Here is a 16829-nt window from a genome sequence, read left to right on the forward strand (position 1 = left end):
GCGATTATTCTTATAAAGGCTCTGAAACACTAATTTCAAAGCTTTTTTATTATAACATTTGTTATTCCCACTCAACAGTTGCAGGTGGTTTGCTAGTAATATCATAGACAATGCGATTAACATGATCAACTTCATTAACAATACGGACAGAGATTTTTTGTAAGACTTCCCAAGGAATTTTGGCAAAGTCAGCTGTCATACCATCAATGGAAGTAATAGCACGTATCGCGATTGTATAATCATAAGTTCGGCCATCTCCCATAACTCCGACCGAGCGAACGCCAGTGTTGACGGTAAAATATTGCCATATATCTCGATCAAGCCCTGCTTTAGCAATCTCCTCACGAAGGATGGCATCTGATTCACGGACTGTTTCTAATTTTTCCTCTGTGATTTCGCCCATGACACGGATTGCAAGTCCTGGACCAGGAAATGGTTGTCGCCATACAATATGATCTGGCATGCCAAGCTCAGTACCTAAAGCACGAACTTCATCTTTATAGAGAGTATTGAGTGGCTCAATTAGCTCAAATTGCATATCCTCGGGTAGACCACCGACATTGTGGTGAGATTTAATTGTTTGAGCTGTATCAGTTCCGGACTCGATAACATCAGTATAAAGTGTTCCTTGTGCTAGGAATTTTACATCTTTAAGCTTACTTGCTTCATCGTCAAAGACATAAACAAACTCATTCCCAATAATTTTACGTTTTTGCTCGGGATCTGATACTCCAGCAAGTTTATCAAGAAAACGCTTGGCTGCATCAGCCTTGACGATATTGAGACCAAACTTGCCACCTAGCATATCCATTACCTGATCAGCTTCGCCCTTACGTAAAAGCCCGTGGTCAACAAAAATACAAATCAATTGATCGCCAATCGCTTTTTGTAAAAGAACTCCAACAACAGAAGAATCCACACCTCCAGATAAGCCTAGAAGAACTCGCTTGTCTCCAACTGTTTCGCGGATTTTCTTGATTTGCATGTCAATAAAGTTGTCCATTGACCAATCGCCTTTTGCACCACAAATATTTAGAGCAAAATTGCGTAAAATTTCATATCCAAACTCGGAATGACGTACTTCAGGATGGAATTGGATACCATAAATTCTTTTTTCTGAATGTTCAATCGCAGCAAAAGGACAGTCAGCAGAAGTGCCGGTGCGGATAAAGTCTGCAGGGATTTCAGTTACTGCATCTCCATGACTCATCAAAACAAGCTGTTTCTCAGGTGTACCCTCAAAAAGAGGAGATGAAGTGCGATTCAATGTTGATTGGCCATACTCACGGTTTCCTGTATCACCAGCTGGTACAACTTTTCCTCCCAGTTTATGGGTCAACAACTGCATACCATAGCAAATTCCCAAAATAGGAATACCTAGCTCAAAAATATCAGGATCAATATCAAAAGAACCTTCTTCATAAACAGAATTTGGGCCACCTGATAGAATAATTCCGACAGGATTTATCTCACGAACTTCTGAGGCAGTGATTTTGTTGCTTTTTAATTCTGAATAAACACCAATCTCACGAATTCGACGAGAGATAAGCTGATTATACTGGCTACCGTAATCTAATACGATAATTTTTTCAACATCTTGCAATTCAGATTTAGTCATCTTGTCCCTTCCCAAAAAGAATATATTTTTACTTATTTTAACATAAATAAATGGCTTTTTCCATCGCTATGAAGTAAATGTTGACTTTTATTTAGATTGATAATACAATTATGTTAAAAAGGAAATCAAAAAGGAGATAACTATGCTCCCCGCTTATTTACAAATCCATGATCAATTAAAAAAGAAATTGATGATGAAGTTTGGCGAATCGGTCAGCGATTACCCAGCGAACGTGATTTAGCTGAATTGTTTAAAGTTAGTCGTATGACACTTCGACAAGCTATTACTCTTCTGGTAGAAGAAGGAGTATTGGAGAGACGCGTTGGAAGTGGTACATTTGTGGCAAGTACACGTGTTCAAGAGAAGATGCGCGGTACTACCAGTTTTACCGAGATTATGAAATCTCAAGGGAAAACACCATCCAGTCAGCTTATTTCTTACCGCAGGACTCTTCCAAGTAAGCAAGAAGTGGAAAAATTAGGAATTGATAAGACGGAAAATATTATCCGAATGGAACGGGTTCGCTATGCTGATAAGTTACCGGTAGTCTACGAAGTTGCCTCTATTCCAGAGAAATTCATCAAGAATTTTAATAAAGAAGAAGTGACTAGCCATTTCTTCCAAACTTTGCAAGAACATGGTTATAAAATCGGAAAATCACAACAGACAATTTACGCTCGATTAGCTAAAGAAAAAATTGCACATTATCTCGAAATCCCTCGTGGACATGCGATTTTGGGCCTAACGCAGATTTCCTATTTTGAAGATGGTACAGCTTTCGAATATGTAAAAAGCCAGTATGTTGGAGAGCGTTTTGAATTTTATCTTGAAAATAATTAATTACATAATTTATTTTATGCAAAAACACCCTTATTATTGTGGTGTTTTTATATACATTAAAAATAAAACAGGAGACGATTAAGCATCATTTCAAGATAATCTATATGATTTTTTGTTGGCTAAAGTAGAGTTTAGTAAGCTTTTTTGGTATAATAATGTCTATGGAAATCGAAAAAACGAATCGAATGAATGCTCTATTTGAGTTTTATGCTGCGCTTCTGACAGACAAGCAAATGAATTATATTGAGCTTTACTATGCGGATGATTATAGTCTAGCTGAAATTGCTGAAGAGTTTGGTGTCAGTCGTCAGGCTGTGTACGATAATATTAAACGAACAGAGAAAATTTTAGAAGATTATGAAATGAAGCTCCATATGTATTCGGACTATGTTGTAAGAAGTCAAATCCTTGAAGAGATTGCTAAGACTTATTCTAACGATGCTTTCCTTCAAGAAAAAATTTCTGTCTTATCTAGTATTGATAATAGAGACTAAAAGATTCTGACACTCGAAACTGATGGAAAATACCGTTTCCAGCTAAGATTTAAGAAAATAGGAGAAAAGTTATATGGCATTTGAAAGCTTAACAGAACGTTTGCAAAACGTCTTTAAAAATCTGCGTAAAAAAGGAAAAATTTCAGAGAGTGATGTTCAGGAAGCAACCAAAGAGATCCGCCTAGCCCTCTTAGAAGCTGATGTTGCTTTGCCAGTAGTCAAAGACTTTATCAAGAAAGTTCGTGAGCGGGCTGTCGGTCATGAGGTTATCGACACCCTCAATCCAGCGCAACAGATTATCAAGATTGTTGATGAAGAGCTGACAACTATCCTGGGCTCTGATACTGCTGAGATTATCAAGTCACCAAAGATTCCGACTATTATCATGATGGTTGGTTTGCAAGGGGCTGGTAAGACCACCTTTGCTGGGAAGCTTGCTCATAAGCTCAAGAAAGAAGAAAATGCTCGTCCGCTCATGATTGCGGCGGATATTTACCGTCCTGCAGCCATTGATCAGCTGAAAACACTTGGACAGCAAATTGATGTTCCTGTCTTTGCTTTAGGTACAGAAGTCCCAGCTGTTGAGATTGTCCGTCAAGGTCTGGGGCAGGCAAAAGCCAACCACAATGATTATGTCTTGATTGATACAGCTGGGCGTCTTCAGATTGACGAAAAGCTTATGCAGGAGCTGTCTGATGTCAAAGCGTTGGCTAACCCGAATGAAATCCTCTTGGTTGTCGATGCCATGATCGGTCAGGAAGCAGCTAACGTCGCTCGCGAATTTAACAGCCAACTGGAAATGACTGGGGTTATCCTGACCAAGATTGATGGCGATACCCGTGGTGGTGCAGCCTTATCTGTCCGTCAGATTACTGGTAAGCCTATTAAATTTACTGGTACCGGGGAAAAAATCACTGACATCGAAACCTTCCACCCAGACCGCATGTCCAGTCGGATTCTGGGTATGGGGGACATGCTGACTCTGATTGAAAAAGCCTCTCAGGAATACGATGAGAAAAAATCGCTTGAAATGGCTGAAAAGATGCGGGAAAACACCTTTGATTTCAATGATTTCATCGATCAATTAGACCAAGTGCAAGGCATGGGACCAATGGAAGATTTGATCAAAATGCTACCTGGTATGGCTAGCAATCCTGCTCTTAAAAACTTTAAAGTTGATGAAAGAGAAATTGCCCGCAAGCGAGCCATTGTTTCTTCGATGACACCTGAAGAACGTGAAAATCCTGATTTATTGACGCCGAGTCGTCGTCGTCGAATTGCTAATGGTTCAGGGAATAGCTTTGTAGATGTGAATAAATTTATCAAAGATTTTAATCAATCAAAACAATTGATGCAGGGTGTTTTGTCAGGTGATATGAGCAAGATGATGAAGCAAATGGGACTCAATCCAAACAATATGCCTAAAAACATGCCAGGAGGCGGTGCAATGCCAGATATGTCGGCCCTTCAAGATATGATGGGTCAAGGTGGCATGCCGGATATGTCAGCCTTGGGAGGAGCTGGTATGCCTGATATGAGCCAAATGTTTGGCGGTGGCCTCAAAGGTAGAATTGGAGAATTTGCTATGAAGCAATCCATGAAGCGCATGGCAAATAAAATGAAAAAAGCTAAGAAAAAACGGAAATAAGAGGAAAATAACAGACTAAGGGAATTTCTTTTCATTATTTGAACTCTCTTAGTCTTTTACTTTTCATTTACTAATTTAGAGGTAATTGCTTTTGTTACATAAATTTATTTCTGTAAAGAATAGAAAGATAATAAAACTTTGAAAATGAAAGACATTCTTCATAGGTATTACGGTGAACTTGATCTGATAAAAGAAAAATGGAATGAAGACTATGAAAGCATTTTGATTAAGCCAAAGAATAATGATCAAGCATATAAAAGATGCCGTTTGGCAAAGAGAACCCCAAAAAAAGAAGGCTACTTTACAGTCTTTTGGAAAAAAGACCAAGATAACAAGAATATCCCTTATAGTGATGAGGACTTGGGCGACGAACTGATTATTGTCGTGATAGATAGCTGTCATTGCGGTTTATTTATCATTCCCCAAGAGGTGGCTATCAGTAAAAAGATTCTCTCTACAAAGGATTCTCAAGGAAAGATGGCCATGCGATTTTATCCGCCCTGGTGTACAAATTTAAATAAAACAGCTCAGACAACACAAAAATGGCAACTGGATTATTTTCAAAAAATCAAATTAGAAGAATAAGTTTTCGCTAAAACAAGACAGAGTTTAGTTTCTCAATTCTGTCTTGTTTTTATATTATCTGTTTGTAGTAAAGTCAGATAATATAGATCCCTCTATTATCTTTCCGAAAAACTATAATTTTCTTGAAAAATATATCTAGATATGCTATACTACTCTTATAGAAAAAACGGAGAATTGTAATGAGACGTGAACTGTTATTAGAAAGAATTGATAAGCTCAAGGCTACTATGCCCTGGTACATTCTGGAATATTACCAGTCTAAGCTGGCGGTGCCTTATAGTTTTACAACCTTATATGAATATCTCAAAGAATATGATCGCTTTTTTAACTGGGTGCTCGAATCTGGTATCACAGATGCTTCGCATATTGCTGAGATTTCTCTCTCGGTCTTGGAAAACATGACCAAGAAAGACATGGAGGCCTTCATTCTGTATCTACGAGAGCGTCCGCTTCTCAATGCTAATACGACCCAAAACGGTGTTTCGCAGACAACCATTAACCGAACACTTTCAGCTTTGTCCAGCCTCTACAAATATTTAACAGAGGAAGTGGAAAACGAGCAGGGTGAGCCCTACTTCTATCGAAATGTGATGAAAAAGGTTGCTACTAAGAAGAAAAAGGAAACTCTGGCTGCTCGCGCAGAGAATATCAAGCAGAAGCTCTTTTTAGGGGACGAGACGGAAGAATTTCTCCAATATATCGATACAGAGTATCCTAAGAAACTCTCTAACCGCGCTCTGTCATCTTTTAACAAAAACAAAGAACGTGATCTGGCCATCATTGCTTTACTGCTAGCTTCTGGTGTTCGTCTGTCTGAAGCTGTAAATCTGGATCTGAAAGACATCAACCTCAAAATGATGGTTATTGAAGTGACTAGAAAAGGCGGGAAAAGAGACTCTGTCAATGTTGCTGCTTTTGCAAAGCCCTATTTAGAAGAATATCTTAGCATTCGAAGTAAGAGATATAAGGCCGAAAAGACGGATACGGCCTTCTTTTTGACGGAATACCGTGGCACTCCTAATCGAATCGATGCTTCCAGTGTCGAAAAAATGGTAGCCAAGTATTCTGAGGACTTCAAGGTGCGAGTGACGCCTCATAAGCTTCGCCACACACTTGCTACACGTTTATATGATGCAACCAAATCTCAAGTTCTCGTCAGTCATCAGCTAGGGCATGCTAGCACTCAGGTAACGGACCTCTACACCCATATTATCAATGATGAGCAAAAGAACGCCTTGGACAAACTATGATGTAACATAATTTTAAATATGTAACAAAAGAGTGAAACATCTAAAATAGATTCTCGCTCTTTCTTTTATAAAAACTCAATCCAATAATTACGATGGGGTTCAACAATCAGCGGTTTGCCCCAGAAGTGCTTGAGATGTTCTAGATTTGTTGCTGTAACTGGTCGATTTTTGGTGTTGTACTTTTCAGCGCTTTCTCTAGTTATGAAGCAATTTAGTTAATTGCTTCATAAAAACTTTTTTATGCATCTCTGTTCAGCACATGATTGAAATATCATTCTGTTTACATGAAAAACCAAACTCTTCGAGAGCTTGGTTTTCTTATATCATATTTTAACCAACGATAGCTTCAGCAATCTCTTCTCTGCTGATTCCAGCAAAGTAGCGACCAATTTCAATCGTTTCAAGAGCTTTAAGGACATCTTCTCGCTCGTATTTAACACCGCGCAGCACATCTTCTACTGCTGCTACGTCTTCAATTCCAAAGAAGTCCCCATAGATTTTAATATCTTGAATCTTAGATTCAACAACATTGGCAAAGATTTCTACCTTACCACTGGTAAACTTGGTGCCACGACGCACGTTGTATTCAGGTGATTTACCGTAGTTCCAGTCCCAAGTTCCAAACTTGCTATCTCTGATTTGCTTGATTTCTTCCAGTTCTTTCTCAGAGAAGACATATTCTGTCATCTCTGGATATTCTTTCTTCATGTAGTCCAGAAGCAGGTCGCGGAATTCTTCGACAGTAATCTTTTTTGGCAATTCATTGACAATATTTGTCACGCGTGCACGAACGGATTTAACTCCTTTTGATTCAAATTTGTCTTTAGAGACTTTAAGTGCATTTGCTAAGACAGACAAATCAACATCAAAGAGCAGGCAACCGTGGTGCATGATACGGCCGTTGATATAGGCCTGCGCATTACCACAGAACTTCTTACCGTCAATCTCCAGGTCATTGCGTCCAGTAAATTCAGCTTTTACTCCAAGCTCTGCCAAGGTATTGATAACTGGCGTAGAGAAGCTCTTGAAGTCAAAGGCGCGGTCTTCGTTTTCCTTTGAAATAATGGTGTAGTTGAGGTTATTTAGATCGTGATAAACAGCTCCTCCACCACTGATACGACGGACAACCTCAATGCCATGTTCACGAACGTAATCACGGTTAATTTCTTCGATGGTATTTTGGTGACGCCCCACGATGATAGAAGGTTTGTTTATCCAGAGCAGAAAAATTTCATCCTCGTCCAAAAGGTGCTTGAAAGCATATTCTTCTAGAGCAATATTAAAAGCTGTATCATTTGAATAGTTAACAATATATTTCATAATCTTTCTCTTTATAAGACAGAGACTGGAACAATGATTTATGTCCAGTCTAATCTCTTTTTAATTATTTTTTCTTAGGTGAGTGAACTGCCAATCCCAGTACGTCCGCAAATGCTTCGTACATGACTTCTGAGAAGGTTGGGTGACCATGGATAGTCTTGAGCATTTCTTCGACAGTGATTTCCATTTCGATGATGGTTGATGCTTCGTTGATCAATTCTGCAGCTGCAGGACCGATGATGTGAACACCAAGCACTTCACCGTACTTCTTGTCAGCAATGACTTTAACGAAGCCTTGAGCTGCATCAGAAGCGATAGCACGGCCGTTAGCAGCGAAGTTAAACTTACCAATCGCTACATCATATTTCTCACGAGCTTGCTCTTCTGTCAAACCAACTGCTGCCACTTCTGGCAGAGTGTAGATAGCCGCAGGTGTCAGGTTGAGCTTAGCAACGTGATGATTTCCTTTCAGAGCATTTTCAGCTGCGACTTCACCCATACGGAAGGCAGCGTGAGCCAGCATCTTAGTACCATTGATATCACCTGGTGCATAAATACCTGGAACAGAAGTTTCCATATACTCATTGACTTTGATACGACCACGATCCAATTCAAACTCGACCTCACCAATACCTTCTAAGTCTGGTACACGTCCGATAGAAAGCAAAGCCTTATCTGCAAGAATATCTTCTTTTCCTTCAACCTTGATACGGAGTTTGCCGTTTTCTTCGATGATTTCTTCCAACTTGGTTTCAGTAAGGATAGTCATTCCCTTGCGCTCCAAGATGAGGCGAAGGTTTTTAGAAACTTCCGCATCCATAGCTGGGACAATACGGTCCATCATTTCGATAACAGTGACTTTTGAGCCAAATGTCATGAAGGCTTGTCCAAGCTCAATACCGACAACACCACCACCGATAATTACCAGATTTTCAGGCACTTCGTTCATTTCTAAAATATCATCACTGGTCATCACAAGAGATGATTCCATACCTGGAACATTGATCTTGCTAACTTTAGAACCACCAGCAAGGATGATTTTCTTGGTTTCAAGCAATTCTGAACCATTTACCAAAACATTCTTATCTTTAGTAATGGTACCAATTCCCTTATGAACATCTACGCCATAGCTACGAAGAAGTCCAGCAACACCGCCAACAAGCGTATTTACAACCTTGTTTTTGGTTTCAAGGACCTTATCCATGTCTACTGAGAAGCTTGGATTTTCGATAATGATACCGCGGTTAGCAGCGTGACCAAGGTTTTCAATGATTTCTGCATTGTGCAGGTATGTCTTAGTAGGGATACAACCACGATTCAAGCAGGTTCCACCTAGCTCAGACTTCTCAACCAAGGCAATCTTACCGCCTAACTGAGCGGCTTTGATGGCTGAGACATAGCCAGCAGGTCCACCACCAATGACTACGATGTCATATGCATCGTCGCTCTTATCATCGTCGTTTGAAGCACTAGCTGCAGGTGCTGGGCTAGCTTCTGGTGCTGCTGCTCCAGCTGTTGGGATATTTTCGCCTTCTTCTCCCAAGTAACCGATGACTTCCGTTACTGGAACAGTTTCCCCGTCGCCTTTGAGAATAGCAATCAGGTAGCCGTCTTCTTCAGCTTCCAATTCCATGCTGACCTTATCGGTCATGATTTCTAGAAGGACTTCACCTTCTTTAACAAATTCGCCGACTTTTTTATTCCATTGGACAATTTGCCCTTCGGTCATATCTACGCCGGCTTTTGGCATAATTACTTCTAAAGCCATTTTTCTTTCCTTTTCTAATTTAATTCTTCACTTGCTGAGTTCTTCTTTGCTTTTAGAATAACAAAGAAAATCTATACCAACATTGAAATCGGATCTTCAATCAGAGCCTTCAAATCCTTCATAAACTTAGCTCCAGCCATTCCGTCAACTACACGGTGGTCAATGGTCAAGCCAAGGCTCATAATTGGACGAATAACGATTTCACCATTAACGACTACAGGTTTCTCAACTGTTGAGCTCACACCCAAAATAGCAGAGTTTGGTTGATTGATGATTGGTCCAAAAGACTGCACACCAAACATTCCCAAGTTACTAATCGTGAAGGTTGAATTTTGAAGCTCGCTCGGAGCTAACTTACCATCTAATGTACGTCCGATAACGTCCTTAAAGGCTACTACAAGCTCTGATAAGCTCATCTTCTCAGCATTGTAGACAACGGGAGTCATTAGGCCATTGTCCATACCTACCGCCATAGATAAGTTAACATAGTTGTGAGTGATAATAGTTTTACCTTCGTCTGTCAGAGTCGAATTAATGTAAGGATGCTTCATCAATGTCTTCACAACAGCAAGTGAAAGCAAATCTGTAACAGTAACTTTTTTACCAGTTGATTCCATGATTGGATCAAGTACCTTTTTGCGTAAAGCTAGCATTTCTGTCATATCAACATCGTAGTTGAGTGTGAAAGTCGGTGCTGTTAGGTAAGATTCTACCATCCGCTGAGCGATAACTTTGCGCATTGGTGTCATTGGAATACGCTCAATTTCACCATAAGGAGTGACATTATCAGGCACTTCTTCGACTTTTTCGATATGAGCAGGAGATTTGATAGTTTCGCTTTCGATATTTTCAGGAAGGAAAGCCAAAACGTCCTTCTTCATGATCTTACCATGATGACCAGTTCCTTGAATTTCCTGCCAAGCAATATTGTATTCTTGGGCAATTCGTTTTGCCAGTGGTGAAATCCGCACCACATTAGTATCTTTATAAGTTTCCACGTCTTCTTTGTGGACACGACCGTTTGCACCTGAGCCAGAAACATCATAGAGATTAATCCCTAAATCATCCGCTAACTTTCTAGCTGCAGGAGTCGCTCTTAGCTTATCATCAGCCATGACCTCTCCAATTCTATACTAAGATATTAAGGACGAAGAGGGCAATGAAAAAATAGGAGATTGACGATGTGTTCGATGAACACAAGGAAATCTATATTTTTTCACAGTCCTCCGTCCGAATTCAATTACAATGATATTAAATGGACAAAGTAAATTACTTAAAATTAAATTTCTTCGCCCTCTTTGAACGAGATTGTTGCATAAAATAAATTATGTAAAAATATATTTAAGAAAGTATTATCTATTAGATTTAATCTTATTCTTTATGATATGTTTTTCGAATAGCATCTTTTATGCTTTCCACAGTTGGAATCATTACATTTTCTAAGTTTTGTGCATAAGGCATTGGCACATCTTCTCCAGCGCAACGGCGGATTGGCGCATCTAGATAGTCAAATGCTTCAGATTCAGAAATAATTGCTGAAATTTCACCAATAAAACCACTAGTTTTATGAGCATCGTTGACTAAGACTACCTTACCAGTCTTCTTAACGGAGTTGATGATGATGTCTTTATCAAGTGGCACCAATGTACGTGGGTCAACCACTTCTACAGAAATTCCTTCTTCTGCCAATTCGTCGGCTGCCTGCAAGACACGGCGCAACATTTTGCCGTAGGTAACAACTGTTACATCAGTACCTTCTTTTTTGATTTCACCAACTCCAAGTGGAATAACATACTCAGGATCAAGTGGAACTTCGCCTTTTTGGTTAAATTCTGACTTGTATTCTAGGATAATGACTGGGTTGTTATCTCGAATAGAGGCTTTGAGAAGTCCCTTCATGTCAGCTGGAGTTCCCGGTGCCACAACCTTAAGACCTGGAATGTGGGTAAACCATGACTCCAAAGACTGTGAGTGCTGAGCTGCAGAGCCAACTCCGTTACCAGCTGCACAGCGAACAGCCATTGGCACTTGACCTTTTCCGCCAAACATATAGCGCGTTTTAGCGGCTTGGTTAACGATGGCATCCATGGCGATTACAGAAAAGTCCATGAAAGTCATGTCTACGATTGGACGCAACCCTGTCATAGCTGCACCAGCAGCTGCTCCAGAAATGGCTGCTTCTGAAATAGGGCAGTCACGTACACGCTCAGGACCAAACTCTTCCAGCATACCAACAGATGTTCCGAAATCTCCACCAAAGACTCCGACATCCTCTCCCATCAAGAGTACATTTTCATCGCGACGCATTTCCTCAGACATAGCGAGGATAATGGTATCACGAAATGACATAGTTTTAGTTTCCATTTTATATTCTTCTCCTCTCTTTAGTCTGCGTAAATATCTTCAAAGGCGGATTCAAGTGGCGGGAATGGACTTTCTTCCGCAAATTTCACAGATGCTTCTACTGCTTCCTTGACTCCATCTTGAATTGCTTCTAACTCTTCTTCGCTTGCAATCTTGTTTTCAAGTAAGTATTTGCGAAGATTTTCGATCGGATCTTTTTTCTTCCACTCTTCTACTTCTTCACGAGTGCGGTATTTACCTGGGTCAGAAGATGAGTGTCCAAGCCAACGATAAGTCACGCTCTCAATCAAGACAGGTCCCTTGCCACTGCGAACATGCTCAACAGCTTTTTTAAAGCCTTCATAGACATCTAAAACATTATTTCCATCTTCGATGAACATACCTGGGATTCCATAAGCTGCGCTACGCTCATGGATGTGCTCCACATTGGTCATTTTCTTGATGTCAGCAGAAATACCATAGCCATTATTGATACAATAGAAAATGACTGGTAATTTCCAAATTGAAGCCATGTTGACTGCTTCGTGGAAGACACCTTCATTGGTAGCTCCATCACCAAAGAAGCAGACAACGATTTTACCTGTTTTTTTCATTTGTTGGGTTAGAGCTGCTCCGACAGCAATCCCCATGCCACCGCCTACGATACCGTTAGCACCAAGGTTTCCGGCGTCCAAATCAGCAATGTGCATTGACCCACCTTTTCCTTTACAAGTTCCGGTGTATTTACCTAGGATTTCTGCCATCATTCCATTCAGGTCAATCCCTTTTGCGATAGCTTGACCGTGCCCACGGTGATTAGATGTCAACAAGTCGTCCTCATTCAAGGCCAACATTGCACCGACATTGGCTGCTTCCTCACCTACTGAAAAGTGAGTCATTCCAGGAACTTTTCCTTTTTTTACAAGTTGAGCAATTTTTAAGTCCATACGACGGATTTCTTCCATCTTACGGAACATCTCTAACAAAAGATCTTTATCTAAAGTTGCCATTTTTTTGCCTTTCTAAGCTACAAATTACTATTATATTTTAAACAATTATGAAAACCCTGTCAAAAGGAATGCTCAGAAAAATTTCACAAATAAAAACCAGTTTATTCAATGAATAAGCTGGTTTTAGCAGTTTAAATAAAAATTTCACATTTTTTTATACTAGAATAGTTTTTAGCTTTTTGAAACTGTTAAATAATAGCGGAGTCTGCTCCGACTTAGTCTGCTTGTTTGGAAAACTCTGCAATCATTTGCTCCATTTGTTCACGACTCGGTGTCGTCAGCATATAGAGATAGTCTCCTTGTAGCTCTGCAAAAGCAGCTGGCATATCTTTTTTTACCTTGAAGTTGTTCCTGTATTTCTCCAGTAGATCTGATTCAGCGTATGCATAATTAGTTGATGCACGACGTGAGGTAGCTAGACAGAATAAAGGTTTCAAGTGAGTAGATGGAAAATCCTTTCCTGCTACGATAGCTGCATAGCCTTTGTAAAGATCGATAGAATGAGCAAAATTATAGACATCAATGGTAAAACCACCTGCAGGGCGGTTATTGTACTCAATAGCCACATAATCATCCCCATAACGGAAGAACTCAATATGGAAAAAACGCTCTTTCATACCGAAGACTTTAACAATTGCTTCTCCATATGCACGGAGTTTAGGATCCATATCTTTGAGGACATAGTAAGAATTATCCATCTTATAGATCATCAAATCTAGCGGTGTATGGGCATAGTCGAAGGTAGTTGAAAAGACAATCTGACCATCCTTATCTACCAATCCATCAAAAGTACAAATCTCACCTGACTGAACAAACTTTTCAAAAAAATAAACTGTTTCTTGATCCCATTCTGATTTGAAATGTTCTACGCCTTCTTTTGTCTCTAATTTAAAAGTCGCTGCTGCTCCTACACCATTATCTGGTTTAGCTATTAAAGGTAAACCAAGTTTATTAACGGCTAAGTCAACACCTGAAAGAGTCTTAACAACCTGTCCAGGAACAACAGGAACGCCAGCTTTTTTAAAGAGCTTTTTCATTTCAGACTTAAATTTTGTTTTCTTCAAATCTTTTGGCTTAGCTCCAAAGACATTAAATTGTTCGCGAAGCTGAGCGTCCTGCTCCAACCAATATTCATTATGAGATTCAATTCGGTCAATAGGCCCATGTTTATAAAAAAGAAAGGCCACCGCTCGTTTAACTTCATCGAGATTTTCGAGATTTTCAACTCGGAAATATTCTGTCAAAGCATTTTTTAAAGGTTGGTCTAATTGGTCATATGGTTCCTGGCCAATTCCCAAAACATTAATACCTTGATTAGCTAATTCAATCGTAAATTGTTGAAAATTTTGAGGATAATAAGGGGATATAACGATATAATTCATAAATGACCTCCATTAAAGGTTGAGTTCGTTAAGGAAATACGGCATTTGCCTACGCCACCAGACCCAGTCATGAGCCACATCATGGCCCCATTCAGCAAACCAAGCAGGAATCAGTTTATAATCAAAAGCTTTTTTCAAAGTGTAAAAAGATGGCAATCCATCCGCCTCCCAAGCTCCATGCCCAGTGCAAACAATGATATCTGCTTGTCGATAACGATCAATAAACCAGCCATCATTCTGATTCCAAATATAATCTGCTGGCGAATTTTGATAAACAACCTCGTCATTCCCATAATCACCTAAAAAATATCGTGCATCATAGACACCGCTAAGAGCAATTACTTTATTAAAAACATCGGGATGTTGAAGAAAGAAATTCATAGCATGATAACCACCCATTGAACAGCCTGTCGTCATCATAGGATCAAACCAGCCAGTTTTATATTTAATAAAAGGAATGGCTTCTTGGATGACATAGTGTTCATAAGCACGATGCATCTCTGCTCTGTCATGAGTACTTTTCCAATCTGCTAACCAGCTCTCACTATCAACACTACTCAAAGTAAAAAATTGTATTTTACCAGCTTCAATAAAACCAGAACAAGCATCAATCATACCAAAATCAGCATATTCATTATGACTTCCGCCAGAAGAGGCAAAGACAAGAACTGGAAGTCCTGCATGACCATAACGATTTACATACATTTCACGGTTTAAATTGCCACTCCAGTGACTTAAGAATTCAATATGCATAATAGACTCCTTTCTTTGATGCATTAGGTCATTTTCTATAGATTATATTTACCACTCCTCGCTCAAAAAACGAAGACAATCAAGTAAATGTTCTGACCAAGCGATCTCGTTATGTTCAGCACCAGCCTGAATATTTAAAACAAGATTGTCAATATCAACACCAGCAACTAGTAATTGACGATAGTATTTAACTGATGAATCAATATAAGCTTGTTTTATATTACCTGCCATCAAGGTTTTATCTGTATCATCAGCTTCTTCAGTTCCTACATAAATATAGACACGTTGATTCAATTTAAAAGTTTGACGCTTGATGTAGCGATCAAAATCTTCTTGATGTAGCCAATTTGCAGATGAGAAAACACCAAGACAGCCAATTTGATCTTCATATTCAACCCCCATAAATTGAGTAATATTGCCACCTAAAGAGCTCCCAATCATAGCTGTGTGTTTAAAATCTGATTTGGTTCGATAATTTTCATCGATAAAGGGCTTAACGACATCCATAACGAACTCAGCATACTCACTCCCTTTACCGCCGAACGATACACCAGGAATATTCATTTCTTTATACTTCCATGCTGAGTACTCATTCATTCGATTAACTCCGTCATTATCAATTGCGACAACAATCATTTTTTCTAAATCAGGATTCCGTTTGATAATTGGAATAATCTTCCAGGAATGACCACTGAAAGATTCTTTACTATAAAGAACATTTTGCCCATCATGAAAATAAACGACAGGATACCGATGTTCAAGGTCCTCTGAGTAATTTTTCGGTAATAAAACTCGAACCCGACGTTTTGTCTGACTATATGGCACAAGTAGTTCATGAGTTTTCATTTCAAGGTAAAAGTAAGATTTGTTCATTATCTGAAAACTTTCTATTTCCATTAAATTTTATTTATTATAACACAAAAAAAGAAAAAATTCAGGTTTTTCCTGAACTTTTTTTAATTACATTTAATCAACGTACGTTTCTTCGTCTTTATTCATCCATGCATATGGAAGACCAATCAAAAGACCTCCACCTATCACATTTCCTATAAAGGTTACGCTGAAATGCCTGAAAATATTAAATACATCAAAGCCCTGTACCTGGCTTGCGACTTTATTAAAAGCAATCAAAGAGAAAGAGGCAAAGTTAGCAGCTAAGTGTTCATTTGTTAAAAATACAAACATATAAATCGCAGAGATGACAATCCACATTTTCGCTGTTGAACTCTTGATCAATAAGAAAGACAAAATAGCAATATTTACAAAGATATTAGCAGCAATGGCTTCAAACAAGACAACTGAATTACCTCGACTTAACTTATTAGCCACAACAGTGCTAACAAAACCATCAGGCTTTAAGCCAGCATAAGCTACTGTCTGATTAAAAATCCATCCAATAATTGCTGCACCAACCAAATTAAAGAATGTACAATATAGTAAAATAATGAGGGCTTTATGCCATTTAATTTTCTTTAAAAAAGTCCCTGCTGTTAGGTACATCATGTTAGATGTTGTTAATTCAGCATTTAAAAAAAGAATATAAACTAAGCCCCAAGCAAATACAAATGGAAATAATAAACGCCCTGATCCAGGAGCAATTTTATTCACAACATCTGCTGCGATAGCTCCTGCTGCGGTACTTAGTGTCAAGAAAGCTCCAGCATACATCGAGCGAACAGCATACTTTGCCTTACTACTATCGAATAATGCCTCTTTCTTTTCACAAGCAAATGATACTTTTGTGATAAATGACGATTCAGCCATATAAATCTCCCTTTTAAAATGATATCTCATTATACCATAAAATAACTTTCTTAG

At 39.1% G+C, this 16829-nt stretch carries 14 protein-coding genes and 1 pseudogene; 5 read left to right on the top strand and 10 right to left on the bottom strand.

The genetic code is table 11. The annotated features are described in order from the left end of the window. Positions 1 to 61: 61 nt before the first annotated feature. Entirely contained in the window at positions 62 to 1618 is a 1557-nt protein-coding gene (guaA, locus tag HMPREF9182_RS00625; RefSeq protein ID WP_009443188.1) for a glutamine-hydrolyzing GMP synthase, read from the bottom strand. 142 nt (positions 1619 to 1760) lie between these two features. Between guaA and HMPREF9182_RS00630 the strand changes: the two are divergent. The 5 genes and pseudogenes from HMPREF9182_RS00630 (at position 1761) to xerS (ending at position 6435) form a co-directional block, all read left to right on the top strand. Next, positions 1761 to 2458 (top strand): annotated as a pseudogene (locus tag HMPREF9182_RS00630) (GntR family transcriptional regulator). Between the two features lie 161 nt (positions 2459 to 2619). Then, positions 2620 to 2952 (top strand): putative DNA-binding protein, encoded by a 333-nt coding sequence (locus HMPREF9182_RS00635; protein WP_009754815.1) that lies wholly within the window; start codon positions 2620 to 2622, stop codon positions 2950 to 2952. A 73-nt stretch (positions 2953 to 3025) separates the two neighbouring features. After that, a complete protein-coding gene (gene ffh / locus HMPREF9182_RS00640) occupies positions 3026 to 4600 on the top strand; it encodes a signal recognition particle protein (RefSeq protein ID WP_009754614.1) in 1575 nt (524 codons plus the stop codon). 138 nt (positions 4601 to 4738) lie between these two features. Beyond that, positions 4739 to 5185, top strand: coding sequence for a MepB family protein (locus HMPREF9182_RS00645; protein ID WP_037602443.1), 447 nt, complete (start codon positions 4739 to 4741; stop codon positions 5183 to 5185). Between the two features lie 179 nt (positions 5186 to 5364). Then, positions 5365 to 6435, top strand: coding sequence for a tyrosine recombinase XerS (gene xerS, locus HMPREF9182_RS00650; protein WP_009754385.1), 1071 nt, complete (start codon positions 5365 to 5367; stop codon positions 6433 to 6435). Between the two features lie 330 nt (positions 6436 to 6765). Here the strand turns inward: xerS and HMPREF9182_RS00655 are convergent, their stop codons facing one another. The 9 genes from HMPREF9182_RS00655 to HMPREF9182_RS00695 all read right to left on the bottom strand — a co-directional run bounded on the left by HMPREF9182_RS00655 (position 6766) and on the right by HMPREF9182_RS00695 (position 16775). After that, entirely contained in the window at positions 6766 to 7755 is a 990-nt protein-coding gene (locus HMPREF9182_RS00655) for a lipoate--protein ligase (protein ID WP_009443077.1), read from the bottom strand. 64 nt (positions 7756 to 7819) lie between these two features. Beyond that, complete coding sequence (lpdA, locus tag HMPREF9182_RS00660; protein WP_009754536.1) at positions 7820 to 9523, bottom strand: dihydrolipoyl dehydrogenase; 1704 nt, start codon at positions 9521 to 9523, stop codon at positions 7820 to 7822. A 71-nt stretch (positions 9524 to 9594) separates the two neighbouring features. Further along, positions 9595 to 10638 (bottom strand): dihydrolipoamide acetyltransferase, encoded by a 1044-nt coding sequence (locus HMPREF9182_RS00665; protein WP_009443838.1) that lies wholly within the window; start codon positions 10636 to 10638, stop codon positions 9595 to 9597. Positions 10639 to 10894: 256 nt separating this feature from the next. After that, positions 10895 to 11887 carry an alpha-ketoacid dehydrogenase subunit beta gene (locus HMPREF9182_RS00670; RefSeq protein ID WP_009754265.1) on the bottom strand — a complete coding sequence of 331 codons (993 nt, stop codon included), beginning with the start codon at positions 11885 to 11887 and terminating at the stop codon, positions 10895 to 10897. A 20-nt stretch (positions 11888 to 11907) separates the two neighbouring features. Beyond that, positions 11908 to 12876 carry a thiamine pyrophosphate-dependent dehydrogenase E1 component subunit alpha gene (locus HMPREF9182_RS00675; RefSeq protein ID WP_009443570.1) on the bottom strand — a complete coding sequence of 323 codons (969 nt, stop codon included), beginning with the start codon at positions 12874 to 12876 and terminating at the stop codon, positions 11908 to 11910. 215 nt (positions 12877 to 13091) lie between these two features. Beyond that, positions 13092 to 14258: an ATP-grasp domain-containing protein gene (locus HMPREF9182_RS00680; RefSeq protein ID WP_009754975.1), complete on the bottom strand. Its 1167-nt coding sequence runs from the start codon at positions 14256 to 14258 to the stop codon at positions 13092 to 13094. 12 nt (positions 14259 to 14270) lie between these two features. Then, positions 14271 to 15011 carry an esterase family protein gene (locus HMPREF9182_RS00685; RefSeq protein ID WP_009754482.1) on the bottom strand — a complete coding sequence of 247 codons (741 nt, stop codon included), beginning with the start codon at positions 15009 to 15011 and terminating at the stop codon, positions 14271 to 14273. 48 nt (positions 15012 to 15059) lie between these two features. Continuing rightward, positions 15060 to 15884 carry an alpha/beta hydrolase gene (locus HMPREF9182_RS00690; RefSeq protein ID WP_009755011.1) on the bottom strand — a complete coding sequence of 275 codons (825 nt, stop codon included), beginning with the start codon at positions 15882 to 15884 and terminating at the stop codon, positions 15060 to 15062. Between the two features lie 93 nt (positions 15885 to 15977). Further along, a complete protein-coding gene (locus tag HMPREF9182_RS00695) occupies positions 15978 to 16775 on the bottom strand; it encodes a formate/nitrite transporter family protein (protein ID WP_009754360.1) in 798 nt (265 codons plus the stop codon). Positions 16776 to 16829 lie beyond the last annotated feature (54 nt).

Origin of the sequence: Streptococcus sp. oral taxon 056 str. F0418 (genome assembly GCF_000220065.1) — a bacterium.
Classification (GTDB): domain Bacteria; phylum Bacillota; class Bacilli; order Lactobacillales; family Streptococcaceae; genus Streptococcus.